20 protein-coding genes and 2 pseudogenes are annotated in these 26,223 nt (G+C 64.5%); 15 read left to right on the forward strand and 7 right to left on the reverse strand.

What is annotated here, in order from left to right; genetic code table 11:
- Positions 1-71: 71 nt before the first annotated feature.
- The 6 genes from AB4Z44_RS07050 to AB4Z44_RS07075 all read right to left on the reverse strand — a co-directional run bounded on the left by AB4Z44_RS07050 (position 72) and on the right by AB4Z44_RS07075 (position 5,178).
- On the reverse strand, positions 72-371 hold the full coding sequence (locus AB4Z44_RS07050) for an antibiotic biosynthesis monooxygenase family protein (protein WP_404713349.1): 300 nt from the start codon (positions 369-371) through the stop codon (positions 72-74).
- A 177-nt stretch (positions 372-548) separates the two neighbouring features.
- Positions 549-1,577 carry a helix-turn-helix domain-containing protein gene (locus AB4Z44_RS07055; RefSeq protein WP_404713350.1) on the reverse strand — a complete coding sequence of 343 codons (1,029 nt, stop codon included), beginning with the start codon at positions 1,575-1,577 and terminating at the stop codon, positions 549-551.
- A 178-nt stretch (positions 1,578-1,755) separates the two neighbouring features.
- Positions 1,756-2,445, reverse strand: a complete 690-nt coding sequence (locus AB4Z44_RS07060) for a GntR family transcriptional regulator (RefSeq protein ID WP_404713351.1) — start codon at positions 2,443-2,445, stop codon at positions 1,756-1,758.
- 140 nt (positions 2,446-2,585) lie between these two features.
- Positions 2,586-3,581 carry an SRPBCC family protein gene (locus tag AB4Z44_RS07065; RefSeq protein ID WP_404713352.1) on the reverse strand — a complete coding sequence of 332 codons (996 nt, stop codon included), beginning with the start codon at positions 3,579-3,581 and terminating at the stop codon, positions 2,586-2,588.
- 1 nt (position 3,582) lies between these two features.
- Positions 3,583-3,888, reverse strand: a complete 306-nt coding sequence (locus AB4Z44_RS07070) for an ArsR/SmtB family transcription factor (protein WP_404713353.1) — start codon at positions 3,886-3,888, stop codon at positions 3,583-3,585.
- Positions 3,889-3,951: 63 nt separating this feature from the next.
- The gene (locus tag AB4Z44_RS07075) at positions 3,952-5,178 is read right to left on the reverse strand and encodes a flavin monoamine oxidase family protein (protein WP_404713354.1); all 1,227 of its coding nucleotides are present in this window, start codon (positions 5,176-5,178) and stop codon (positions 3,952-3,954) included.
- Between the two features lie 124 nt (positions 5,179-5,302).
- On the opposite strand from AB4Z44_RS07075, the gene AB4Z44_RS07080 reads away from it, so the two are divergent.
- The 9 genes and pseudogenes from AB4Z44_RS07080 to AB4Z44_RS07120 all read left to right on the forward strand — a co-directional run bounded on the left by AB4Z44_RS07080 (position 5,303) and on the right by AB4Z44_RS07120 (position 17,059).
- Positions 5,303-6,787, forward strand: a complete 1,485-nt coding sequence (locus AB4Z44_RS07080) for an acyl-CoA carboxylase subunit beta (RefSeq protein WP_404714371.1) — start codon at positions 5,303-5,305, stop codon at positions 6,785-6,787.
- A 102-nt stretch (positions 6,788-6,889) separates the two neighbouring features.
- Positions 6,890-7,306, forward strand: a complete 417-nt coding sequence (gene mce, locus AB4Z44_RS07085; protein ID WP_404713355.1) for a methylmalonyl-CoA epimerase — start codon at positions 6,890-6,892, stop codon at positions 7,304-7,306.
- A gap of 126 nt (positions 7,307-7,432) precedes the next feature.
- The gene (scpA, locus tag AB4Z44_RS07090; protein WP_404713356.1) at positions 7,433-9,145 is read left to right on the forward strand and encodes a methylmalonyl-CoA mutase; all 1,713 of its coding nucleotides are present in this window, start codon (positions 7,433-7,435) and stop codon (positions 9,143-9,145) included.
- Positions 9,144-9,773 (forward strand): annotated as a pseudogene (locus AB4Z44_RS07095) (cobalamin-dependent protein); the annotation flags it as partial. The gene scpA and the pseudogene AB4Z44_RS07095, both read left to right, overlap by 2 nt.
- A gap of 137 nt (positions 9,774-9,910) precedes the next feature.
- Entirely contained in the window at positions 9,911-10,825 is a 915-nt protein-coding gene (gene bioB / locus AB4Z44_RS07100) for a biotin synthase BioB (RefSeq protein WP_404713357.1), read from the forward strand.
- 110 nt (positions 10,826-10,935) lie between these two features.
- The gene (locus AB4Z44_RS07105) at positions 10,936-13,005 is read left to right on the forward strand and encodes a biotin carboxylase N-terminal domain-containing protein (RefSeq protein WP_404713358.1); all 2,070 of its coding nucleotides are present in this window, start codon (positions 10,936-10,938) and stop codon (positions 13,003-13,005) included.
- Positions 13,006-13,119: 114 nt separating this feature from the next.
- Positions 13,120-14,274 (forward strand): isovaleryl-CoA dehydrogenase, encoded by a 1,155-nt coding sequence (locus AB4Z44_RS07110; RefSeq protein ID WP_404713359.1) that lies wholly within the window; start codon positions 13,120-13,122, stop codon positions 14,272-14,274.
- Positions 14,275-14,386: 112 nt separating this feature from the next.
- Positions 14,387-15,886 carry a catalase gene (locus tag AB4Z44_RS07115; RefSeq protein ID WP_404713360.1) on the forward strand — a complete coding sequence of 500 codons (1,500 nt, stop codon included), beginning with the start codon at positions 14,387-14,389 and terminating at the stop codon, positions 15,884-15,886.
- Positions 15,887-16,012: 126 nt separating this feature from the next.
- On the forward strand, positions 16,013-17,059 hold the full coding sequence (locus AB4Z44_RS07120; RefSeq protein WP_404713361.1) for an alpha/beta hydrolase: 1,047 nt from the start codon (positions 16,013-16,015) through the stop codon (positions 17,057-17,059).
- A 12-nt stretch (positions 17,060-17,071) separates the two neighbouring features.
- On the opposite strand, the gene AB4Z44_RS07125 is transcribed toward AB4Z44_RS07120, so the two are convergent.
- Positions 17,072-20,311 carry a DUF3857 domain-containing protein gene (locus AB4Z44_RS07125; RefSeq protein WP_404713362.1) on the reverse strand — a complete coding sequence of 1,080 codons (3,240 nt, stop codon included), beginning with the start codon at positions 20,309-20,311 and terminating at the stop codon, positions 17,072-17,074.
- A gap of 166 nt (positions 20,312-20,477) precedes the next feature.
- Between AB4Z44_RS07125 and AB4Z44_RS07130 the strand changes: the two are divergent.
- The 6 genes and pseudogenes from AB4Z44_RS07130 to AB4Z44_RS07155 all read left to right on the forward strand — a co-directional run bounded on the left by AB4Z44_RS07130 (position 20,478) and on the right by AB4Z44_RS07155 (position 26,204).
- A pseudogene (locus tag AB4Z44_RS07130) lies at positions 20,478-22,072 on the forward strand (carboxyl transferase domain-containing protein).
- A gap of 131 nt (positions 22,073-22,203) precedes the next feature.
- On the forward strand, positions 22,204-22,563 hold the full coding sequence (locus AB4Z44_RS07135; protein WP_404713363.1) for an endonuclease domain-containing protein: 360 nt from the start codon (positions 22,204-22,206) through the stop codon (positions 22,561-22,563).
- Positions 22,564-24,432, forward strand: coding sequence for an acetyl/propionyl/methylcrotonyl-CoA carboxylase subunit alpha (locus tag AB4Z44_RS07140; protein WP_404713364.1), 1,869 nt, complete (start codon positions 22,564-22,566; stop codon positions 24,430-24,432).
- Positions 24,429-24,893, forward strand: a complete 465-nt coding sequence (locus AB4Z44_RS07145) for a GNAT family N-acetyltransferase (RefSeq protein WP_404713365.1) — start codon at positions 24,429-24,431, stop codon at positions 24,891-24,893. The genes AB4Z44_RS07140 and AB4Z44_RS07145 overlap by 4 nt, the downstream gene beginning before the upstream one ends.
- 10 nt (positions 24,894-24,903) lie before the next feature.
- Positions 24,904-25,359, forward strand: a complete 456-nt coding sequence (locus AB4Z44_RS07150; protein WP_404713366.1) for a MaoC family dehydratase — start codon at positions 24,904-24,906, stop codon at positions 25,357-25,359.
- Between the two features lie 20 nt (positions 25,360-25,379).
- A complete protein-coding gene (locus AB4Z44_RS07155) occupies positions 25,380-26,204 on the forward strand; it encodes an HpcH/HpaI aldolase/citrate lyase family protein (RefSeq protein WP_404714372.1) in 825 nt (274 codons plus the stop codon).
- The last annotated feature ends 19 nt before the right edge of the window (positions 26,205-26,223 follow it).

Below are 26,223 nucleotides of genomic sequence, written 5' to 3' on the forward strand. Positions count from 1 at the left end.
ATGGCCGCATGCGGTCGGGCGGGCTTAGCCGGTGCGGAAGAGGCTGCTGCCCCTTCCGGCAAGCAGTGGCCTCAGAAAAATTTGCCGACCAGCATACTATGCTCCACCGTCGGCGTGCCGAGGAAGAACGAGCCGACGAACGCGCGCCAGTCCTTGAAGGCCGGGGACTCACGGAAGGTTACCATATGGTGCTCGACCGAATCCCATTCGACCCGCAGCAGATATTTGCCGGGGGTCTCGATCACGCGTTCCACCATCATGCTGTGGCTGCCTTCCGCGGCGCGGATCACTGCAGAAGCCTTGGCGATCGCGGCCTCGAAATCTTCGGCGCGCGCGGGATCGATCGTGATCGTCGCTATCTCGGTAATCATCGGAATTCCCCCTGAAGTGGTTCGGCATGAAGCGCCGCGCGGTTGCCCCCATTCGTCACCCTAGCGAGGGTCCAGCACGGTATTACTTTGCTGGCACCCGAAGGCTGGGATCTCGTGAGAGACGAAGTGAGCTCAAATCCTCCCGAGATCCCAGCCTTCGCTGGGATGACGGGTAATCTAGGCGGCCACAGCCGCGAACACCGTGCCGGCGCCATCGCACCTTTTGGCGCGAATGGAGAGCGACGCCGCCAGATCGGCCTCCTCCAGTTTCTGCTGCCGGTAATGACGCGGCGAAACATCGAAGCGGTCGCGGAAGCTGCGTGTGAAGTGCGGCGCGCTGTTGAAGCCCCAGCCGAACGCGATCTCGGTGATCGAATGGCCGCGCCAGCGCGGATCGCCGAGGCGGCTCGCACACTCCTCCAGCCGGCGGCGCAAGATATAGGCTGACGGCGTCTCCGCATTGGCGGCGAAGATCATGCGCAGATAGCGCGACGATATCTTGAGCCGCTCGGCGACGAGCGAGGGGGTGAGTTCGGGATCGCGCAGATGCTGCTCGATGAACAATTTCACCTTCCAGTGCCGCCCCGCCATGATCGATGAGGTGCTGATCGACGCATCATAGGCGGCGACGTAGGAGCCGGCGATCATCGCCATCATGTGCCGCGCGGCGCGATCGCGACATTCGGGCGAAAGCCCCTCGCCCAACTGCCGTACCAGGGTGACGAGCATCGCGGCGGCGGTCGAGGCAAGGCTCTGATCGGCGCCGAGCCGGCGACCGCAGAAGAAATCGGGCATCGGCAGATGCTCCTTCACCACTGACACCGGTCCGCGCAGCATGATCAGTTCGGAGCCTTCGCGGAGCGTCAGCCGGTAGGGTGCTGCATTGTCGTAAGCGGTGAAGTCGCCCGGTTGCAGCACGATCTGATGGCCATAATGGTTGAAGCTGGCCTGCCCGCGCACCAGCAGGATGAAGGTGTAGGCACGCTCGGCGACATAGCCGATGTCCCGTTCGGTCCGCTTGATCATGGTCTCACCGCACCGCAGCGTCACCACGCGCAGCGCCCCAAGATGATCGACCGCGATCTGAGCATCGGCCTGACCGGGAACGACCGTCATCACCTGCGCCCGTTCGACCTGCGCCGCGTAGAGCCCGGCCCATGCCGCCGGACGCTCGCTGACCGTCGGCATCGTCGCTCCTTGCCTCATGCGCCCTCTCCCATGCCGTCCGACTCCAGTCACCGGACAATGTCATTTCCTATATGATATTGGAAATAGGATTGCGTCAATGGGCGTGGGAGATCCTTCGCGACTTTTGGAAGAGGGAAACGGCAGCTTCTCCACCGGCCTGCGGCTGATCCCTCGCCGAGAAATCGCCGCGAGGAGTTTAGGAAGAGGCGAACGCCATCAGACGATTGTACGATTTCTCGATATGCGCCCGCATCGCCGCCTCGGCGGCAGCGGGGTCGCGAGCAGCGAGCGCTATGACCAATTCCGCATGCTCGGAGAATGCTTCGCGCGTGACCTCGCTGTGGAAACGCAGGCGGAAGATGTGCAGGTGCACGTGAAGCCGAGCCAGTGATTCCTCGACGATGCCGTTGCCGCTGCCATGGGCGATCAGATTGTGGAGTTCGGCGTCCTGATCGGCGAAGCGATCGTAGGAATGTCGTGTATCGCCCGGCTCCATGCTGTCGGCCAGCGCGCGCACCCGGGCGAGGTCGGCATCGTTCATCCGCTCGGCCGCACAGCGCGCGGCGAACGGCTCCATCAACAGCCGCATCTCATAAAGTTCGTCGAGCTGGCGGCGATTGAGCTGCGGCGCGCTGCAATAACCCGCATAATGCCGCTTGGTGACCAGCCCGATCGCCTCGAGCATGCTCAGCGCCTCGCGGATCGGTGTCTGCGATACGCCGAGCTCGCGCGCGAGACTGTCGATCGAGATGCGCGTATCGGGCGGGATACGCAACGACATGATATCGGTGCGGATGATATCGAACACCTCTTCGGCGAAGCCCGGCGCGCGCTGGAGCCGCCGCACCTGCCCGACCTCACGCTCAGAAGTGGGCGCGGCGCACATGATCGGAACTGATGGGCGGATAAAGCATGACGTGCGGCGCTATAGCGAAGCGTGCGGCCGATCGTCATCCAGCGACAGCGGTGTACAACAGGCTGTGCCGCTTCAGGCAAATCCGGAAATTGCTGTTTGGACCGGCTTCATCACTTGGCCGTCATGGCCAGCGTGACGGCATACATCTTGTCGAGCACGCGCCAGCGCCCCGCATTCCATGGCGTTGCCAGCCCCTCCGCAGCGTCGTCGAGCCCGTCGAGATGCCAATGCCAGCCCGACGCATATTGGCCCACCTTCACGCCCTCCGCGAAATCGTGGGTGAGGCGCAGGCGGCAGCCGGCGGGATCGTCGAACAGTTCGAACCGCACGACGCTATCGCCCGCCGTCTCCCCCTCGTCCCAGGTGAAGGCGAAAACGCGCGGCGGATCCCAGTCGACGATCTCGCCGGTCATCGTGTGCGGGCCATCCTGAAAGAGGAAATGGATGCGCCCGCCGGCCTTCGGTTCCAGCTCGACCCGCGATTGCATCCAACGCGCCAGCCCTTCGGAGGTGGTCAGCGCCGACCAAACCGCCTGCGGCTTATGATGGAGGATGCGATCGAAGGTCAGGATCTGGCGCCCGTTGGTACGCGCCAGCCGGGCGTCGCGCGTCGCCTCGGGCCCGAAGGCACGGGCATAATCGTCGCGATAAACCCACCAGGGCTTGGGCGGCGCGAACGGGACGCCGTCGAGCGACGCGGCCAGCGCCTCCATGAGGGTCGTCCAACCCGCCCCGGTGCGCGGGGCATCCTCGCCGATCGGGAACAGGTGGGTCAGGGTCAGGCGGGTACCGTTCCCCCGCTCTTCCAGCGCCCAGCGCACGGTCGCGGCGGGCGGCTCATTCTCGAACCAGCTATGCTCGAGCAGATGCGGCGGATCGAAGCGCAGCACGTGGGCGTGGCTCGGCAGATCGGTGTTGCCGAAATGATAATCGAAGCGCGCGCCTTCGTGCAGGGGCGCGCTCTCGTCGCCAATCCAGGTGACGCCCATCCAGGCGGCGATGCGCGCGGGCGTCGAGATTGCCGCCCAGACTTTAGCGATTGGATGCGGATAATCGCGGGTCAGGCTCAAGGTGCGGCTGTCGGTGGCATATGTCGCGTGGACCATGTCATTGCTCCCGATCGAGATGGTGGCCGAGCGCATCGAGCCGCTCGTCCCAGAAGGCACGGTAGGGGTCGAGCCATCGCGCCAGCTCGGCCAGCGGCGCCGCCTCGAGCCGATAGATGCGCCGCTGCCCCTCCCCACGCATCGAGACCAGCCCTGCCTCGCGCAGCAGGCGCAGATGCTTGGACACGCCGGGCTGGCCGATCGGCAGCGCTGCGACGATGTCGCCCGCTGGCCGCTCGCCGGCACGCAGGAGATCGAGGATCCGGCGACGGCCGGGATCGGACAAAGCATCGAGAAGAGCCTGCATGCGGATATATTGCTATTAAGACATATATCCGTCAAGCAATATAATTAGTGTCTTCTAGCCGGTTCAGGATTTTTGGATGAGCATTTCCGCCGCGGCGACACCACTCTGCCACGCACCGTGGGCGGTGGAATAATCGTTGGTCGAGCAAGCCTCGCCCGCGAACAGCAGCCGCTGGCTAACCGGGCGCGCCAAGATCGAACGCTGCCCGGACTCGCCCGGCAGAGCATGACTGTAGGCACCGCCGATCGTCGGCTCCTTATGCCACCATGTCCCGATCACCGGGTGCAATCCGCGCGCGAAATCATCGCCCAGTAGCGTGCCGAGTTCACGCACTGCGAAATCGATCCGCGCCGCCTCCCCTTCTTCCTCCAAGCGGCGCGCGATGATGCCGCCGAAGAAGCATTCGATCACCGGCCGGCCGAATGGCCGCATGTAATAGCTGCCGGTCTCGGCGGTGTGCGGGTTGCCGATCAGATGGGTTTCGGGCGGGATCGCTTCGGGATCGGCGAGCGCGAGAAACAATTTGTCGACTCGGCCGAGTGGCAGGCAGGCCGCGGCATGAAGATGATCCGCCAATCCCGGCGTGAAGGCGATGTCGCCGCGCGCGAGAATGTCGGTCGGCAGCGCGAGGATCACCGCATCGGCCATGATCCGGCCCTTGTCGGTCTCGATCGCCACGCGCGCGCCGCCATGATCGATCGCTGACACCTTCGTACCGAAGGCAATGGGTAGCTTCTCGGCGAGCTCCGCGATCAGAGTTCCGTAGCCACCGGGCAGCCGCCAGTTCCGCTCGGACGCATGTTCGTCGTAGGCGAGCAGATCCGTGGCCGAGACGCGATTGAGTTCGGCGCCGTTCAGTGCGCCGCTCACCATATCGAGATAGCCGCGCCACGGATGATCGCGCGCCACGCCATCGCCTGCCACGTCGCTGCCCGGCGGACTGCGGTGTAGCCCCTCTTCCAGATCGGTGAACGCCTGCTCGGCGGCGCGCTGATCGGCGACGTCGAAGCCGAGGTTGCGCAGCTGCTTGCGCCATGCCGCAGGTGATCGATCGATCACAGCCCCCGCCGCCTCGGCCAAAGCCGCCAGCGGGTTACGCTCGGCCGAATGCAGCCACCCGCAGCCCAGGTCGAGGGTAAGCCCGTCGACCCGTACGCTATGCGCCCGCCCGCCGGCGCGATCCATCGCCTCGATCAGCAGAACCCGCCGCCCATGATCGTGCAATCGCCGGGCCGCCGCGATCCCGGCCGCGCCCGCGCCGATGATCGCTACCTCGATATCCTGGTCCATTCCCCCTTCCTAACCGGCTTGACGCCATTGGAAACTGGTTTCAGGCGTTACCTTCGCTTTGCGGAGAGGATGAACATTGCTGGCGATCCTGCAGAAGCTCGAGGAAAAGCGCGCAGCGGCCAAGATGGGTGGTGGGCTGGCGCGGATCGAAGCGCAGCATGCCAAGGGCCGCCTGACCGCGCGAGAGCGACTCGACGTGCTGCTCGATCCGGGCTCGTTCGAAGAGCTCGATATGTATGTCGAGCATAATTGCGTCGATTTCGGCATGCAGGCGCAGGTGATTCCGGGCGATGGCGTGGTCACCGGCTCGGGCACGATCAACGGCCGGCTGGTGTTCGTGTTCAGCCAGGATTTCACCGTCTTCGGAGGCTCTCTATCCGAACGGCACGCGCAGAAGATCTGCAAGATCATGGACATGGCGCTGAAGATCGGCGCGCCGGTGATCGGGCTCAACGATAGCGGCGGCGCGCGTATCCAGGAGGGCGTCGCCAGCCTCGCCGGCTATGCCGAGGTGTTCCAGCGCAACGTGCTCGCCTCGGGGGTGGTGCCGCAGATCAGCGTCATCATGGGCCCGTGCGCGGGTGGCGCCGTCTATTCGCCGGCCATGACCGACTTCATCTTCATGGTGAAGGACAGCTCCTACATGTTCGTCACCGGGCCTGAGGTGGTGAAGACCGTCACCAACGAGGTCGTGACGCAGGAGGAACTGGGCGGCGCCGTCACCCATACCGCCAAATCGGGCGTGGCCGACGTGGCGTTCGAGAACGATATCGAAGCGCTGCTGGCGACACGCGACTTCTTCGATTTCCTGCCGCTCTCGAACCGCCACGACCGGCCGTACCGGCCGACCGAAGATCCATGGGATCGCGCCGACATGAGCCTCGACACGCTCATCCCCGACAGTGCGAACAAGCCCTACGACATGAAGGAACTGATCAACAAGATCGTCGACGAAGGCGATTTCTTCGAAGTCCAGCCGACCCACGCCGCCAACATCCTGTGCGGCTTCGGCCGTATTGAAGGCCGCCCGATCGGCATCGTCGCCAACCAGCCGATGGTGCTGGCGGGCGTGCTCGACATCAATTCGTCGAAGAAGGCCGCGCGGTTCGTCCGCTTCTGCGACGCGTTCGATATCCCGATCCTGACCCTGGTCGACGTCCCCGGCTTCCTACCCGGCGTCGCGCAGGAGCATAACGGCATCATCAAGCATGGCGCCAAGCTGCTCTTCGCTTATGGCGAGGCCACCGTGCCCAAGATCACGGTGATCACGCGCAAGGCCTATGGCGGCGCCTATGACGTGATGGCGTCGAAGCATCTGCGCGGCGATCTGAACTATGCGTGGCCGACCGCCGAGATCGCGGTGATGGGTGCCAAGGGCGCGGTCGAGATCATCTTCCGCAAGGAAGCCGGCGACCCCGAGAAACTGGCCGAGCGCACCGCCGAATATGAAGCGCGCTTCGCCAATCCGTTCGTGGCGGCGAGCAAGGGCTTCATCGACGAGGTGATCATGCCGCATTCGACCCGGCGGCGGATCGCGCTGGGGTTACGCAAGCTCAAGGACAAGCAGCTCGAGAATCCGTGGAAGAAGCATGACAATATTCCATTGTGATCCCGTCGCCCCTGCGCAGGCAGGGGCCCATGTCTGCTACAACGAGGGCAGCGTCCGGGGAGCGAGAGATAGGCCCCTGCCTGCGCAGGGGCGACGGGGATAATGATGCTTGGCCCGCTCAACCATGTCGGCATTGCCACTCCGTCGATCGAGGCAGCGGTCGCGCGCTATCGCGATCTGCTCGGCGCGACGATGATCCGCGAACCGTTCGACCTGCCGGCGCAGGGCGTGCGGGTGTGTTTCATCGATACGCCGACCAGCCAGATCGAACTGCTCGAACCGCTCGGCGAGAATTCGCCGATCACGCGGTTCCTCGCCAAGAACCCGGCGGGTGGCCAGCACCATGTCTGCTTCGAGGTGCCCGACCTCCACGCCGCCAAGGCCGAGCTGGAGGCCAAAGGTGCGACCATCCTGGGCGAGCCCCGGATCGGGGCGCATGGCACGCTGGTGATCTTCGTACACCCCAAGGATATGGGCGGCGTGTTGACAGAGCTGATGGAGACCCCGCGTGGGCATTGAGGCCGTATCACTCCCTCTCCCGCTTTCGCGGGAGAGGGCTGGGGTGAGGGTCTTCTTCTTCGACCGGGCAAGGCACAAGAAGAAGACCCTCACCCAACCCTCTCCCATGAAGATGGGAGAGGGCTAATGTCGGACAAACCCACCCCCGCCGATTGGGCTGCTCTCGCCGCGAAGGAGGTGAAGGACCGCGACCTCACCTGGCACACGCCCGAGGGCATCCCGGTCAAGCCGCTCTACACCGCCGACGACACCGCCGACATCGACCCCGGCCTGCCCGGTTTCGCCCCCTTCACCCGCGGCGTGCGCGCCTCGATGTATGCCGGGCGGCCGTGGACGATCCGTCAATATGCCGGCTTCTCGACGGCCGAGGAATCGAACGCTTTCTACCGCCGCAACCTCGCCGGCGGGCAAAAGGGCCTGTCGGTCGCGTTCGATCTCGCCACCCATCGCGGCTATGACAGCGATCACCCGCGCGTCGTCGGCGATGTCGGCAAGGCGGGCGTCGCGATCGACACCGTCGAGGATATGAAGATCCTGTTCGATGGCATCCCGTTGGACAAGATGTCTGTCAGCATGACGATGAACGGCGCGGTAATCCCCATACTCGCTTTCTTCATCGTCGCGGGCGAGGAGCAGGGCGTGCCGCTCGCGCAGCTCGACGGGACCATCCAGAACGACATCCTCAAGGAGTTCATGGTCCGCAACACCTATATCTATCCGCCTGCCCCCAGCATGCGGATCGTGTCGGACATCATCGCCTTCACCTCGGCGCATATGCCGAAGTTCAATAGCATCTCCATCTCCGGCTATCATATGCAGGAGGCCGGGGCGACGGCGGTGCAGGAACTCGCCTTCACCATCGCCGACGGCAAGGAATATGCGAAGGCGGCTTGTGCCGCGGGGCTCGATATCGATGCCTTCGCCGGGCGCCTCTCCTTCTTCTTCGCGATCGGCATGAACTTCTTCATGGAGGTGGCGAAACTGCGCGCGGCGCGCAAATTGTGGCACGGGGTGATGACCGGGCTCGGCGCGAAGGACGAGCGCTCGAAGATGCTGCGCACGCATTGCCAGACATCGGGCGTGTCGCTGACCGAGCAGGATCCGTACAACAATGTCATCCGCACCACGATCGAGGCGATGGCGGCGACGCTCGGCGGCACGCAGAGCCTCCACACCAATGCGCTCGACGAGGCGATCGCGCTGCCGACCGATTTCTCCGCCCGCATCGCGCGCAATACGCAACTGGTGCTGCAGGAGGAGACGGGCATTACCCATGTCGTCGATCCCTTGGGCGGCTCTTATTATATCGAGGCGTTGACGCAGGAATTGCACGACCGCGCGCTGGAGATCATCGAGCGCGCCGATCGCGAGGGCGGCATGGCCAATGCGGTGGCGGCAGGCTGGCCCAAGGCGATGATCGAGGAAGCGTCGGCCGCACGCGCCGCGCGGATCGATCGGCACGAGGATGTGATCGTCGGGGTCAACAAATATACGCTGCCGACGCAGGACGAGCTTTCGATCCTCGACGTGGACAATCACGCGGTCCGTGCAGGCCAGATTGCGCGGATCCGGCGGGTGAAGGCGACGCGCGACGAGGCGGCGTGTCAGGCGGCGCTGGATGCGTTGAAGAGCGCCGCGAAAGATCCTCCCGGCACGGGGAGGGGGACCATGCGCAGCATGGTGGAGGAGGCCCGCCACCAGCGAATCCCTCGCCGGGGGGCCCCTCCACCACGCCTTCGGCCGACGGCTCGCTTCGCGAGCCGACTTCGCGGCTGCGACATGCCCCCGGCATGTCGCTGTCCGCCGCTACGTCCCCCTCCCCGTTCCGGGAGGATCTGAAACCAACCTCCTCGCGCTCGCGGTGGAGTGCGCCCGCGCGCGTGCCACGCTTGGCGAGATCAGCCTCGCGCTGGAGGATGTCTTCGGCCGCTATGGCACCACCCCTACCCCCGTCTCGGGCGTCTACGGCGGCGCCTATGAAGACGACGCCCGCTGGCAGATGCTGGAGGATGGGGTCGAAGCGATCGCACGCCGCACCGGCCGTCGCCCGCGCATGCTCGTCGCCAAGATGGGGCAGGATGGGCATGATCGGGGCGCCAACCTCGTCTCGTCGGCGTTCGCCGATCTCGGGTTCGACATCATCCCCGGGCCCCTGTTTCAGACGCCCGCGGAAGCGGCGGCGCTGGCGCTTGATAAGGATGTCGACGTCGTCGGCGCCTCAAGCCTCGCGGCAGGGCACAAGACGCTCATCCCTGAACTGATCCAGATCCTCCGCGATGCCGGTTGGCCCGATATCAAGGTGATCGTCGGCGGCGTCATCCCCGCGCAGGATTATGCGTTCCTGCGCGAGGCAGGCGTACAGGCGATCTTCGGGCCGGGGACCAATCTGGTCGAGGCGGCGGCGGAAGTGCTGCGATTGCTGGGGCATAATTTGCCGCCCCAAGGTGTGGAAGAGGTTGCAGAATGAGCGACATCACTTTCCCCTCGCGCTTGCCGGAAGGGTCAGGGGAGGGCCTAACAACGGACGCTCCGCGTGGAGGTACGCCCCTCCCCCAACCCTTCCGGCAAGCGGGAGGGGAGATTTCACGCGCGCATGTCGCGGCGTTGTTCGACCTTCCCTTTACCGAATTGCTGTTCCGCGCGGCCGAAATCCATCGCGCCCACCACGATCCCGCCCAGGTCGAGCTTGCCACCCTTCTCTCGATCAAGACCGGCGGCTGCGCCGAGGATTGCGGTTATTGCTCGCAGTCGGTTCATGCCGAAAGCGGGCTCAAGGCATCGAAGCTGATGGATGTCGACGCGGTGCTCGCTGCCGCACGCGAGGCCAAGGCGGCGGGATCGCAGCGTTTCTGCATGGGCGCGGCCTGGCGCGAGCCCAAGGATCGCGACATGGATGCGCTGTGCGCGATGGTCGAAGGCGTGAATGCACTGGGTCTCGAAAGCTGCATGACGCTCGGCATGTTGAGCGACTTGCAAGCGGAACGGTTGGGCACGGCGGGCCTCCATTATTACAATCATAATCTGGATACCTCGCCCGAAAACTACGGCGCGGTCATTACCACCCGCACCTGGCAGGACCGCCTCGACACGCTCGATCGTGTGCGCGACGCCGGCATCGCCGTCTGTTGCGGCGGCATCGTGGGCATGGGCGAGACACGCGAGGACCGGATCGGCTTTCTCCATGCGCTGGCGACCCTGCCCGAACCGCCCGAAAGCGTGCCGATCAACGCGCTGGTGCCGGTGCCGGGCACCGTTCTCGGCGACATGCTGAAGGACGTGCCGACCGCGCGCATCGACGATATCGAATTCGTCCGCACCGTCGCGGTCGCGCGTATCCTGATGCCGCGATCGGTCGTACGCCTGTCGGCCGGGCGCGAGAGCATGTCGGATTCGACCCAAGCCTTGTGCTTCCTCGCGGGCGCGAACTCGATCTTCACCGGGGATAGATTGCTGACGACGGGCAATGCGGGCGGCGATCGCGATGCGGCTTTGTTCGCCAAATTGGGACTGAACTTATGAAACCCACTCGTCATGCTGAACTTGTTTCAGCATCCACCGGGCCACAGGGCGCGGACAGTGCGAATGGCATGGTGGACCCTGAAACAAGTTCAGGGTGACGGGAAAAGCTGATGTTTGACAAAATCCTGATTGCCAATCGCGGCGAGATCGCCTGCCGCGTCATCCGCACTGCCAAAAGGATGGGGATCAAGACGGTCGCGGTCTATTCGGACGCCGATGCGCGCGCGCCGCATGTCGAGATGGCAGACCAGAAGGTCAGGCTCGGGCCACCGCCGGCGAGCGAGAGCTATCTGCTGGCCGAAGCGATCCTGCTCGCCTGTAAGGAGACCGGCGCGCAGGCGGTCCATCCCGGCTACGGCTTCCTGTCCGAGCGCGAGAGTTTCGCGCGGCTGCTCGGCGATAACGACATCGCCTTCATCGGCCCGCCGCCGGGCGCGATCGCGGCGATGGGCGACAAGATCGAATCCAAGAAGCTCGCGCTCGCCGCGGGCGTATCGGTCGTGCCGGGTTTCATCGGCGAGATCCGCGATACCGATCATGCGGTCGAGATCGCCGGCGGCATCGGCTATCCGGTGATGATGAAGGCCTCAGCCGGCGGCGGCGGCAAGGGCATGCGGCTCGCTTATTCCGAGACCGACGTGCGCGAAACGTTCGACAGCGTGCGGCGCGAAGGACTCGCCAGCTTCGGCGACGATCGCATCTTCATCGAGAAGTTCGTCGAGAATCCGCGCCATATCGAGATCCAGCTGCTCGGCGACCAGCATGGTACTATCCTCTATCTCGGCGAGCGCGAATGTTCGGTGCAGCGCCGGCACCAGAAGGTGGTCGAGGAGGCCCCCTCCCCGTTCGTCACGCCCGATATGCGCAAGCTTATGGGCGAGCAGGCGGTGCAGCTTGCGCGCGCGGTCGGCTATTACAGCGCCGGTACGGTCGAGTTCATCGCGGGCGCGGATCGCAGCTTCTACTTCCTCGAGATGAACACCCGACTGCAGGTCGAGCATCCGGTGACGGAGTGCGTCACCGGGCTCGATCTGGTCGAGCAGATGATCCGGGTAGCGAATGGCGAACGGCTGGCGTTCGGGCAGGCGGATGTGACGCTCGACGGCTGGGCGATCGAGAACCGGGTTTATGCGGAAGATCCGTATCGAGGGTTCCTGCCGAGTACAGGGCGGTTGGTGCGGTATCGACCTCCTGCACAGACCAACCATCCGTTCGTGTCGAGCGAAGTCGAGACACGTTGGCTCCCGGAACGTCCCTCGACTTCGCTCGGGACGAACGGTGAAGGTGTGGCCCAGATCGAGACGAAGGTCCGCGTCGACGATGGGGTGGTCGAAGGCTCCGACATCTCGATGTTCTACGATCCGATGATCGCCAAGCTCATCACCTGGGCGCCCACCCGCGAGGCCGCGATCGATGCGCAGATCGCCGCGCTCGACCGGTTCGAGATCGATGGGATCGGCCACAATGTGGATTTCCTCTCCGCGCTGATGCAGCACCCCCGCTTCCGCGCCGGCGCGCTCACCACCGGCTTCATCGCCGAGGAATATCCTGAAGGCTTCCACGGCGCGCCGGTGCCCGATGCGCTGACCACCAAACTCGCCGCCGTCGCCGGCATCGTCGCCTGCGCGCAGGCGACGCGCGCCAACGCGATCGACGGGCAGCTCAATGGCCCCGCCGCGAACCCCTGCGAATGGGTGGTGTCGATGGACGGCGCCGAGCATCGCGTCTCGGTCGTCGAAGGCGGGGTCATCGTCGATGGCGTGGCGCTCACGGTCGAGGTGCCATTCAGCCCGGGTCAGCGCCTGATCGAGGCGGTGATCGACGGCGAACCACTCGCGCTGCGTCTGTCACGCACCCGCGCCGGCTGGCGACTCACCACGCGCGGGCGGAGCCACGATCTGCGCCTGCTCCCGCCGCATATCGCCGAGCTCTCGCACCACATGATCGAGAAGGTGCCGCCCGATCTATCCCGCTTCCTGCTCTGCCCGATGCCGGGCCTGCTGACCGCGCTCAACGTCAAGGCGGGCGACAAGGTCGAGGCCGGGCAACCGCTGGCCGTCGTCGAGGCGATGAAGATGGAGAATATCCTGCGCGCCGAGAAAGCCGGGACGGTGAAGGCCGTCGAGGCCAAGCCGGGGGATAGCCTGGCGGTGGATGCGGTGATCCTGGAGTTCGAGTAGAAAGAAAAATGCCCGTTCGTGTCGAGCGAAGTCGAGCGCGACGAGAAGGAGCGTTGGTGCGAACGTCCCTCGACCTCGCCCGGGACGAACGGAAAAAAGATAGAGAGGATTCCAATGCCCGAACCGCTCGATTTCGCGCTGGGCGAGACCGCGGACATGATCCGCGAAACGACGCAGCGCTTTGCCGCCGACAGGATCGCCCCGCTGGCGGCGAAGGTCGATGCCGAAGACTGGTTCCCGCGTGACCTGTGGCCGCAAATGGGCGAACTCGGCCTGCACGGCATCACCGTCGCGGAAGAGTATGGCGGGCTCGGGCTCGGCTATCTCGATCACGTGATCGCGTGCGAGGAAGTGAGCCGCGCCTCCGCCTCGATCGGGCTTTCCTACGGCGCGCATTCGAACCTGTGCGTCAACCAGATCCACCGCTGGGGCAATCCGGAGCAGAAGGCGAAATATCTGCCCAAGCTGGTCTCGGGCGAGCATGTCGGCAGTCTCGCCATGTCCGAGGCCGGTGCCGGATCCGACGTCGTCTCGATGAAGCTGCGCGCCGATGCGGTCGAGGGCGGCTTTCGGCTCAACGGCACCAAATTCTGGATCACCAATGCGGCTTATGCCGATACGTTGGTGGTCTATGCCAAAACCCGGCCCGATGCCGGATCGAAGGGCATCACCGCCTTCCTGATCGAGAAAGGCATGCCGGGCTTCGCGATCGGGCAGAAGATCGACAAGATGGGCATGCGCGGTTCACCGACAGCCGAGCTGGTCTTCAACGATTGCTTCGTGCCGGCCGAAAACGTGATGGGCCCGCTCGACGGCGGCGTGAAGGTGCTGATGTCGGGGCTCGATTATGAGCGCGTGGTGCTGTCGGGCATTCAGCTTGGCATCATGCAGGCCTGTATCGACGTGGTCGTGCCCTATCTCCAAGAGCGCAAGCAGTTCGGCCAGCCGATCGGGTCGTTCCAGCTGATGCAGGCCAAGGTGGCGGACATGTATGTCGCGCTCAATTCGGCACGCGCTTATTCCTATGCGGTCGCCCGTGCCTGCGACGCCGGCAAGACCACGCGCTTCGACGCGGCAGGCGCGATCCTGCTGGCGAGCGAAAATGCGGTGAAGGTCGCCAACGAGGCGATCCAGGCGCTAGGCGGCGCCGGCTACACCAAGGACTGGCCGGTCGAACGCTATCTGCGCGACGCCAAACTGCTCGATATCGGCGCCGGCACCAATGAGATCAGACGGATGCTGATCGGGCGTGAGCTCCTGGCAGGCTGAACCGGACCGGGTCCGTTATAAAGTGGTTCACTCGATCAATAAGAATGAATGTATCGGTTTTTACGATTACCAGAAGAGGTGTAGCCCGCTCTCATAGCAACGGAGACAAGACATGGCTGACCGTCCCACGATGACCACCAGCGCCGGCGCGCCGATCGCCGACAACCAGAATTCGCTGAGCGCGGGCCCGCGCGGGCCGCTGCTGCTGCAGGATTATCAGCTGATCGAGAAGCTCGCCCACCAGAATCGCGAGCGCATCCCCGAGCGTGTCGTCCACGCCAAGGGCTGGGGGGCGCATGGCACGCTGACGATCACGGGCGATATCTCGGCCTACACCAAGGCGAAGGTACTCCAGCCGGGCACCCAAACCCCGCTGATCCTGCGCTTCTCGACCGTCGCGGGCGAACTCGGCGCCGCCGATGCCGAGCGTGACGTGCGCGGCTTCGCGCTCAAATTTTACACGCCCGAGGGCAATTGGGATCTGGTCGGCAACAACACGCCGGTCTTCTTCGTGCGCGATCCGCTCAAATTCCCCGACTTCATCCACACACAGAAGCGCCATCCCCGCACCAATCTGCGCTCGCCGACCGCGATGTGGGATTTTTGGTCGCTCAGCCCCGAAAGCCTGCACCAGGTGACGATCCTGATGTCCGATCGGGGCCTGCCGACCGACGTGCGCCACATCAACGGCTATGGCAGCCATACCTACAGCCTGATCAACGAGGCGGGCGAGCGTTTCTGGGTCAAGTTCCACTTCAAGACGCTGCAGGGCCACAAGCACTGGACCAACGAGCAGGCGGCCGAAGTCGTCGGCCGCACGCGCGAATCCACCCAGGAGGATCTGTTCGAGGCGATCGAGAAAGGCGAATTCCCGCGCTGGAAGGTGCAGGTCCAGATCATGCCCGAACTGGATGCCGAGAAGACCAGCTACAATCCGTTCGACCTCACCAAGGTGTGGCCGCACAGCGACTATCCGCCGATCGACATCGGCGTGCTCGAGCTCAATCGCAACGCCGACAATTATTTCGCCGAGATCGAGCAGGCAGCGTTCAGCCCGTCGAACATCATTCCCGGCATCGGCTTCTCGCCCGACAAGATGCTGCAGGCGCGGATCTTCTCCTACGCCGACGCGCATCGCTACCGCCTCGGCACGCATTATGAGGCGCTGCCGATCAACGCGCCCAAATGCCCCGTCCACCATTATCACAAGGACGGCGCGATGCGCTTCTTCGAGAACAATCCCAATCCGGCGGCCTATTACGAGCCGAATAGCTTCGGCGGGCCCGTCCAGAACGAGGCATTCCGCGAGCCGCCGCTGAAAATCAGCGGTGATGCCGATCGGTGGAATCACCGCGACGGCAATGACGATTTCGGCCAGCCGCGCGCCTTGTTCAACCTGTTCGACGAGGGCCAGAAAGCGCGGCTGTTTGCGAATATCGCCGCGGCGATGGGCGATATTCCGGACGAAATCGAGGAGCGCCAGTGCAAGCTCTTCGATCAGGTTCACCCGGACTATGGTGGGGGCGTCCGCGCGGCGCGGGTGACGTTCAAGGGCCGTAATCCCTCGATCTCGGCCCCGACCGACCAGTTGCTCGCCGACGCCTCGCTGTGATTTCGCCGATCCCCCTGCCCGCGCGGCAGGGGGATCGATGTTTGACACGTTGACAATGTCCATCTCCGGCATGGCGGCAGAGCCTCACATCCGCTAACCTCGCCCAAACATTGGGGAGGTTTTTCCATGACTCATCGGATCGTTTCGGCGCTCGCCGGCCTGTCGGCGCTGGCGCTCGTCGCCGCGCCGGTCGCGGCGCAGCGGCTCATCACCGCCCCGCCACCGCCGATCCCGGCCGGCATCACGGTCGACAGGGTCAAGGTCCACAGCGCGGCCCTGGTCGGCAATCTGGAGGGCAACAGCGCCGATCGAGACGTCCTCGTCGTGCTGCCGCCGAGCTATGGCAAGTCGAAGTCGAAACATTATCCGGTGGTGTATTTCCTCCACGGCTTCGCGCTCGATGGGGAGAATTTCTTCAACTATCTGCACGTGCCCGAAGCGGTCGCGCATGAGGCGGCACGCGGCACCGAATTCATCGTCGTCGTGCCCGATACGCTCACCAAGATGGGCGGCAGCATGTATTCGAGCTCGGTCACGACCGGCGATTTCCAGCAGTTCATCGCCAAGGACGTGGTTGCCTATGTCGATGCGCATTACCGCACGATCGCGAAGCGCGAGGGCCGCGGGCTGGCCGGCCATTCGATGGGCGGTTACGGCACCTGGACGATCGGGATGAAATATCCGGGACCGTGGAGCAGCATCTATGCGATGAGCGCCTGCTGCGTGTCGCCGCGCACCGAGACGGTCGAATCCGCACAGAAATTGTCGAGCGTTCCGTTCGATGGCGTGGCCAAGGCCGATTTCGGCACGCTCGCCGGACTCGCCTCGACCGTCGCCTGGTCGCCTGCGCCCGACAAACCGCCCTATTTCGCCGATTTTCCTTTCAAGGACGGCGCGGTCGACAAACAGGTCATCGCCGAATGGGCGGCCAATTCGCCGCTGGCGATGGTCCCGCAATATGTGTGGGCGCTAAAGAGCTACAAGGCGATCGGCGCCGATGTCGGCGACAAGGATACGCTGCTCGGCGACGACACCGCGATCCACAACGCGCTGACCCGCTTCGGCATCGCGCACGATTGGGCGGTCTATCCGGGCACCCACGTCAGCGCGATCGCGGCGCGGTTCGATACAGTGGTGCTGCCCTTCTTCGCGAAGAACCTGGCTACGAAATAGGGAGCGTGCGGGTTATGGCTTCAGGCCGTAACCCGCAAACTCCGCATCGATCTTCGAGTTTATCTTGCGCGCCGCGGCCAGATCCGCGTTGCCATCCTTGGCACTGCCTAACCGAATTTTGGCGAGCCCCCGGCCATACAGGCTCGTCGGCAATTGCGGCATGGCCGCGAGCGCTGCGTCATAATCGACGACCGCCGCCGACATTTCGCCTCGCTGAAGGTGGACGAGGCCGCGACTATCGAGAATGCCCGGCCCTTTTTGAAGCGCTATTCCTTCGTCGCATCGTGCAAGCGCCTTATCGAGTTCGATATGATGCGTCGCCCGCGCCCAGCAGGATTGGTTCAACAGGCCGGCATTTTTCGGATTGGCCGCAATTTCCTTGTCGAGATCGATCAGCACCTTGTCCATATGCCCGAATGCCTCGTCGATCGCGCGCCGTGCCGCGCGGATCATTGCGTCGTCCGGATGATCCTTCTGCGCCTTGTCATAGGCGGTCATCAGGTTTGCATAAGCAGTCTGATCGCTCGCGAACTTTGAAAGGACAGCGGCCGGTATGACGCGCTGCGGCTGGTCGGCGATCACTCCCATCGCATAGGCGAGCGCGGTTTTTTCGTCGGTCGCAAAGTTGTGATCCAGCAATGCCAGATATGCATTGGCATTGGGGCGAATCGCGATGGATTGCCGCATCTCGGTCAACGCCTGCTCCTTCTTGCCGGAGAAGAAGAGCATCTCCCCATAGAGGGCATGGGCGTGATCATTGCCCGGCATGGCTTTCACGAACGCTTCGGCCTGTGCCAAAGCCTCCGGGAGGCGATCGAGCCTCCAAAGCATGCTGACGACGGCCACTCGGGCATCCGGAAAATCCGGCCGCTTGTCGACCGCGAGCAACATGTCTGCAAGCGCCGCTTCATTCCGCCCCAGCATCATTCGCGCGTTTCCGCGGGCATAATACGTCATGCCATTGTCAGGCTGAATCAGGATCGACCGGTCATAGAGAATGAGCGAATCCTCATATCGGCCTCGCATGATGAGCAAACCCGCTTTGGTGTCCAGTGCGGCGATATTGGTGCGATCAGCCGCAAGCGCAGCATCGAGGGAGGCATCGGCTTCGTCCAACTTGCGCTGGGCAATGAAGATACCCGCCTTCATTAGCAGCAGCATGATATTTTTGGGATTATTCTTCAAGCCGGCGTCAACTTCCTTCAACGCTGCAGCATAATCGTGCTTACGGGCGAGTTCGCCAATCGCCACCAGTTGCACCGCGTCGGAATCGCCAGACGGGACGGCACCTCGCTCCACCGTTTCCCGTGATGTGGCCAGATATGAGGCGGGCAAATGGACATAGAGATTCTTGTTGAAGAGCTCGGTCGCCTTCTTGTCGGCAGCTTTTGCAGCGGCCAGCGTGACCTCGCCCGCCTTGCTGCGCGTGCTCGCGGTCATTTCGAACTTACCATCATGAACCGAGGCGGTCCGGACATAATGGATGCCCGCTTCGGTCCGGTCGATCGCCTCGCCATCGACATAGAAGCCCTTGCCCGCATTGGGCAGCAAGATGGTCTGGTGCGTCACCGAATAACGCTCGTCGACCTTGACCGGCACGTCCGGATCGGAAGAATCGCGATTGGGCGTGACGACCTGGCCGAGGAAGGCCTTGTTGGCCTGATACCGATAGCTCGCATCGCTGCCCGTCAGGTTCCAGTCCATCTTGCCGGTGCCGGCGAAACCGATCCGGACCTCGCCATTCTTCTCGTCGACCGTGTAGGTGACATCCTTGATCTCGACCCAGTCGTGGCGCTGCGCCCAGACCTTGCGCAGCAATTCCTCGCGCTGCGGCTGCGACAGGAAGGTCATCGAAGTGCGGAACGCGCTCGCACCGTCGCCGCGCAGGATGCCGATGCCGGTCGCCTTCGCCGGGAGCGAGACGCCGTCGCGTGCGTCGAGATCGAGCGTCCATTCCTCGGTCGGCAGCGCCGGCTCTGTCGCGATCAGCCGCACGAGGCCGCTGCCGGGCTGCGTCAGCGGCAATGCCCACTGGAAACCCGGCACCGCGATCTGATCGAGATCGCGATCGCCCAGTCGCGTGCCATCGAGCCAATAGACCTTGCCGTCGATTGTCGCGCGCACGATCACATGATCGAACCGCCCCGCCAACGGTAGCGACGCATCGACCCCGTCACTCTGCTGGACCGACACGACCGCTGCCTGCGCATCGACGCCGAGCCCGCGCAATAGCGTCAGCAACAGCACCGTCTTGCCCTTGCAATCGCCAAGCCGTTCCTTCCACACGGCGTCCGCGCTGGCGGGCTTGTAACCGCCGAGCCCATCGACCCGGGCGAGATAGCGGACTTGCGACTGGACGAGCTGGAGCGCTGCCAGAGCCTGCGCCTTCGGATCGGACGAGGCCGCCGCGATCTTCGCGATCTCGGCCTTGAGCGGCGAATCCGGCGCGGGCCTCGCCGCGCCGTCGAACAAGGGCGCGAACATCGCGGACAGGCTCTGCCAATCGCCGAAGTCGCTTGTCTGCAGTCGATTGGCGTCAATGAAACGGCCGGGCGATTGCGCGGGAACGGCGGGCGCGAGGAAGGCCGCCTGATCGATCGTCAGCACGGTTTCGGCGTGGGCACTTTTGCTCAGCACCGGCTTGGGCAAACCCGCCCCCGCGCGCCAGCGGACCGAGCCGCCGGCCGGCCATGAATTGCGGATGTAAAGTCGGTCGATCGGTACCGATCGCGCGAAAAATTGATCGGATTCGCGATGGCTCCCGAGCACCGGATTGAAGCTATCGATCGTATAGGCGAACTCGACCTCGTCACCCACGCGCAGATCGGGCACCGGCATCGTCGCGGTAAGCTTGCCGTCGATCATCGCGGATTCGAGGCCGGCTTCGCGCCGGATAACCTGGAGCCCCGATCCGTCCTTGAGCACGTCGATATCCTGATCGCCGCGATGGATCACGACGCGATGGAAGGTGATCTTATCGGTGCCGGGCTGCCACACTGCTCCGAAAGAGCCGACCGCCTGCAGCGCCTGCGGCTGGAGCACACGCATCACCTGATGGATATATTGGTGCATGCCCGCGGCGTCGAAGTGGATCTGCAGATCGGCCAGGCGCGCATCGATCGCACCATCGTCATGCGTCGCGGGCGGCGGTTCGACCGCTTGAACCCAGGCTGCCGGCGGCCCGACGGTGAAATCCGCCGCATGCGCCGCTGAAGGTACGGCGAGTAGCAACGTAAAACCAATTCCCCGCATTCGGCGATATCCCCCGGAACTCTCCCGTAATCAGCCTATCCGCTAGCGTGGGAAAGACAATCAACCTCACGAACGATACCTCAGGAACGGGTAAAGCTTGTCCGCCTTCCCTTCCGGCGGCGACGGGGCTACCGCTGACACGCGAGAGGACAGGAGCGACGATAGATTGAGCTTTCCAACGCTCGACAGCCGGCTCGACAAGGATAGCGAGGCATTCCACGCCAATGCAGCGCATAACCGCGCGCTCGCGGCCGATCTGCGCGTGCGGGTCGCGCAGGCGGCGCTGGGCGGGCCCGAACGCGCGCGCGATCGCCATGTCGCGCGCGGCAAATTACTGCCGCGCGATCGCGTCATCCGCCTGCTCGATCCCGGATCGCCCTTTCTCGAGATCGGCCAGCTCACCGGCAATGGCCTTTATGAAGATGAGGTCCCGGGCGCGGGCATCATCGCCGGGATCGGGCGCGTGTCCGGGCACCCGGTGATGATCTGCGCCAACGACAGCACGGTGAAGGGCGGCACTTATTATCCGCTGACCGTGAAGAAGCATCTGCGCGCGCAGGAGATCGCGCTCGAGAACCGCCTGCCTTGCCTATACCTGGTCGATTCGGGCGGTGCCAACCTCCCGCATCAGGCCGAAGTCTTTCCCGATCGCGATCATTTCGGCCGCATCTTCTACAATCAGGCGCAGATGTCGGCCGCCGGCATTCCCCAGATCGCCTGCGTGATGGGAAGCTGCACGGCCGGCGGCGCTTACGTGCCCGCCATGTCCGACGAGAGCGTGATCGTGCGCGGCCAGGGTACGATCTTCCTCGCTGGCCCGCCTCTGGTGAAGGCCGCGACGGGCGAAGTGATCTCGGCCGAGGAACTGGGCGGGGCCGATACGCATGGGCGCAAATCGGGCGTGGTCGATCATGTCGCGGAGAATGACGAGCACGCATTGCAGATCGTGCGGGATATCGTCAGCACACTTCCACCCCCTCCATTCACCCTGAATGGCGATGTGCAGCCGCCCCGCCACGCTGCCGAGGACCTGTACGGTATCATCCCGACCGATGTTCGCGCACCTTATGATGTGCATGAGGTGATCGCCCGCCTCGTCGACGGCTCCGAATTCCACGAGTTCAAGGCGGCCTACGGCACGACGCTCGTCTGCGGCTTCGCACGGATCTGGGGGATGCCGGTCGCAATCCTCGCCAACAATGGCGTGCTCTTCTCCGAGAGCGCACAGAAAGGTGCGCATTTCATCGAACTCGCCTGCCAGCGGCGCACACCCCTGCTCTTCCTCCAGAATATCTCCGGCTTCATGGTCGGCGGCAAATATGAGGCGGAGGGGATCGCCAAGCATGGCGCGAAGCTCGTGACCGCGGTCGCGACCGCATCGGTGCCCAAGATCACCGTCCTGATCGGGGGAGCTTCGGTGCGGGCAATTACGGCATGGCCGGCCGCGCCTATCAGCCGCGGTTCCTGTTCACCTGGCCGAATGCGCGGATCAGCGTGATGGGCGGCGAGCAGGCGGCCTCGGTGCTGGCGACCGTGCATCGCGACGCGGACAGCTGGACGCCCGAACAGGCCGAAGCCTTCAAGGCCCCGATCCGCCGAAAATATGAGGACGAGGGCAACCCTTACTACGCTACCGCGCGCCTGTGGGACGACGGCATTATCGATCCCGTCCAGACGCGCGATGTGTTGGGCCTCGCTTTCGCGACCACCCTGAACGCGCCGATCCCCGATCGTGCGCAGTTCGGGGTGTTCAGGATGTGAGGAGGATGTTCACGCCGCAAGATCCTCCCCGGAACGGGGAGGGGGACCATGCGCAGCGTGGTGGAGGGGGCCCACCCGTCCTCCGCGCCCCGATCAAGACGGTAAAACGCGCCCGCTCGCTCCGGAAGGAAATGTCCCTGCCCGAGGTGCTGCTGTGGCGTGCACTTCGGCTGCGCCCGGGTGGTTTCAAATTCCGACGCCAATGCCCGATCGATAAATACATCATCGACTTTGCCTGCATCGAGACGCGGCTGGTCATCGAGGTCGATGGCGAAGCACATAATCGCGGCAATCGCCCGCAAAGGGATGAGGTACGGGACGCCGATTTGCAAAGGCTGGGCTTTCGCATCCTTCGCGTCGCGGCTGCCGATGTTCTTTCCGGACCAAACAATGTCGTGGAGGGCATCGTTATCACTTGTCGTAAGCTGGGCCCCCTCCACCACCCGGCTGCGCCGGGCGGTCCCCCTCCCCGTTCCGGGGAGGATTTTTAGATGCTCTCCTCCCTCCTCATCGCCAATCGGGGCGAGATTGCGCGGCGGGTCGTCCGCACCGCCAAGAAGATGGGCATTCGCACCATCGCCGTGCATTCGGATGTCGACGCAAGCATGCCGTTCGTGCGTGAGGCAGATGAGGCCGTGGAGATCGGCCCGGCGCCGGCGCGCGAGAGCTATCTCGATCAGGACAAGATCCTCGCCGGCGCCAAAGCGACCGGCGCCGAGGCGATCCATCCCGGCTACGGCTTCCTCTCCGAGAATGCGGAATTCGCCGAAAGGGTCATCGCGGCGGGCCTTGTCTGGGTGGGCGCGCCGCCAGCGGCGATCCGCGCGATGGGGCTCAAGGACGCTGCCAAAGCGTTGATGACCGAAGCGGGCGTACCGGTGACTCCCGGCTATCTCGGCGAGGATCAGTCGCCCGACCGGCTGCAGTTGGAGGCTGATGCGATCGGCTACCCCGTCCTGATCAAGGCGGTGGCGGGCGGCGGCGGCAAGGGCATGCGCCGGGTCGATGCAGCGGCCGACTTCCTCGACGCGCTCGCTTCGTGCCGGCGCGAGGCAGCGGCGGCATTCGGCGATGATCGCGTGCTGATCGAGAAATATGTGCTGAACCCGCGCCATATCGAAGTGCAGGTGTTCGGCGACACGCATGGCAATGTCGTCCATCTGTTCGAGCGCGATTGCTCGCTCCAGCGCCGCCACCAGAAGGTGATCGAGGAGGCCCCCGCCCCGGGCATGGACGAAGCCACCCGCGCGGCGATCTGCGCGGCGGCGGTCAAGGCGGCGAAGGCGGTTGACTATGTCGGCGCGGGCACGATCGAGTTCATTGCCGACGCCTCCCACGGCCTGCGCGCCGACCGCATCTGGTTCATGGAAATGAACACGCGGCTGCAGGTCGAGCATCCGGTGACCGAGGCGATCACCGGGCAGGATCTGGTCGAATGGCAGCTGCGCGTGGCGAGCGGCGAGGCTTTGCCCAAAAGGCAGGACGAACTCGCGATCGAAGGCTGGGCGATCGAGGCGCGGCTTTATGCCGAAAATCCGACGGGCGGCTTCCTGCCCTCGATCGGCCCACTGCGTCGGCTGCGCTTCCCCAAAGGGCTGCGTATCGACAGCGGAGTCGAAGAGGGCGGCGCGGTCACGCCCTTCTACGATCCGATGGTCGCCAAGGTGATCGCGCATGCGAAGACTCGCGTCGGTGCCGCTCGCTGGCTGGCTGCGGGGCTACGACAGATCGAGGTCTGGCCGGTGCGCACCAACGCGGCTTTTCTCGCGCGCGCGGCGGCAGACGAGGATTTCCGCGCGGGGCGGATCGATACCGGTTTCATCGAGCGGCATGCCGACCGGCTGGTCCCGGACGGAACTCCCCCGGAACGGGTCGTGCAAGATGCTGCCGCGACACTCCTGCCCGAGCGCGGTGCTTCGCCCTGGACCGCCTTGACCGGCTTCCGCGCCAATCGCGATCCGCAGCCCGAGATCAGCGTCGCGATCGATGGCGAGGTCTACACGATCCTGTTGGCCGATCCGCCCCGAAAGGCGCGGACGGTGCGGATCGATGGCGGGACGATTCTGTTCGATGCCGGGGAAGGCTGGGCAATTTCCGATCGCATGAGCGCGGGCGGTACCGGCACGACCGCCGCCGACGGGTCGATCCTCGCCCCGATGCCAGGCCGGATCGTATCGGTCGACGTGACCGAGGGGGCCACCGTTACCGCCGGGCAGAAATTGCTGGTGCTGGAGGCGATGAAGATGGAACAGGCGCTCCTCGCCCCGTTCGACGGCGTTGTCGCCGAACTCATGGCGACCACCGGGGGGCAGGTGACCGAGGGCACCATCCTCGCCCGTATCGAGAAGGTGTCGAATTGAGCGACCTGGTGATGCGTGACGCGACCGAAGCCGATCTGCCGACGGTGATCGAGATGCTGGTCGACGACGATCGCGGCCGCCTGCGCGAAGACAGTTCGTTGCCGCTCGATCCGGGCTATCTTGCCGCCTTCGAGGCGATCACGCGCGATCCCAACCAGCAATTGATCGTCGCCGAACTGGACGGCACGCTGGTCGGCACGCTGCAGCTCTCCTTCCTGCCTGGCTTGTCCTACAAGGGCGCGTGGCGCGGACAGATCGAGGCGGTCCGGATCGCCAGCCATCTTCGGGGGCAAGGCCTCGGCGCGCAAATGATCGAATGGGCGGTCGAACGGTGTCGTGCGCGTGGGTGCCGCATCGCACAGCTGACATCCAATGCCGAACGCACGCGGGCGCACGCTTTCTATGAGCGGCTCGGCTTCGTCGGCAGCCACCTCGGCATGAAACGCCAACTTTCGCACTAGGGAGGAACATATGCCGGGCCGCTGGTTCGACGAATGGCAAATCGGCGATCGGATCGAGCATCCGATCCGCCGCACGGTCACCGAAACCGACAATCTCCTCTTTTCGACGATGACCCACAATCCGCAGCCGCTCCACCTCGATGTCGAGGCGGCGAAGGCGAGCGAGTTCGGCCGAATCCTCGTCAACGGCACCTTCACCTTCAGCCTGATGATCGGCATCACGGTGGCGGAGACGACGCTGGGCGTTTTGGTCGCCAATCTGGGCTACGACAAATTGGTGATGCCGAAGCCGGTGTTCATCGGCGATACGCTGCGGATCGAGAGCGAGGTAGTGGAGCTGAAGCCGAGCAAATCGCGGCCGGGATCAGGCGTGGTGACATTCGCGCATCGGGCGATCAATCAGCGGGATGAGGTGGTGTGCACCTGCCTCAGGATGGCGTTGATCAAGGGTAGTCCGACGGCATGAGCGAGCGGGCTCAGGCAGCGATGAAACTCCGCTCGCTCCTGTTCGTCCCCGGCGATCGACCCGATCGGATGAAAAAGGCGCTGCGGTCGGGCGCCGACGCGCTGATCCTCGATCTGGAGGACGCAGTCGCGCCGTCGCGCAAGGCCGAAGCCCGCGATGCGATAGCGGGATTCCTCGCCGACACGGATCGCGTCATTCCGCTGCTGGTCCGCATCAACCCGCTCAATGGCGGCCTCGCCGAGGCCGATCTTGAAGCAATCCTACCCGCCCGTCCCAACGGCATCATGCTGCCCAAGGCCGAAGGCGCCGCCTCGATCCGTGCATTGGCGCATCGAACCGACATCCCGATCCTGCCCATCGCCACCGAAACCCCCGCAGCAATCTTCGCGCTCGGCTCCTACGCCGAAGTGAAAGACCATCTGGTCGGCCTGACCTGGGGCGCAGAAGACCTCCCCGCCGCGATCGGCGCGACCGCGGCGCGCGAGGCGGACGGCCGCTACACAGCGCCGATCGAGATGGCCCGCAGCCTCGCTTTATTTGCCGCGCATGCCGCGGGTGTACCAGCGATCGAGACTGTCTATCCGGCCTTCCGCGATCTTGAGGGTCTGGGGGCCTATGCCGCGCGCGGGCGACGCGATGGCTTCTCAGGGATGATGGCGATCCACCCCGAACAGGTGGCGGTGATCAACGCGGCTTTCACACCGAGCGAGGCGGAGATCGTCAGGGCACGCGCGATCGTAGACGCGTTTGCGGTCGAGCCCGGCGCGGGCGTATTGGTGGTGGAAGGGCAGATGGTGGATGCTCCGCATCTGGCGCAGGCCAAGCGACTGCTCTCGTCCTTTTAACTGTTTGTCCCGAGCGCAG

Origin of the sequence: Sphingomonas sp. MMS24-J13 (genome assembly GCF_044905095.1) — a bacterium.
Taxonomy (GTDB): domain Bacteria; phylum Pseudomonadota; class Alphaproteobacteria; order Sphingomonadales; family Sphingomonadaceae; genus Sphingomonas_I.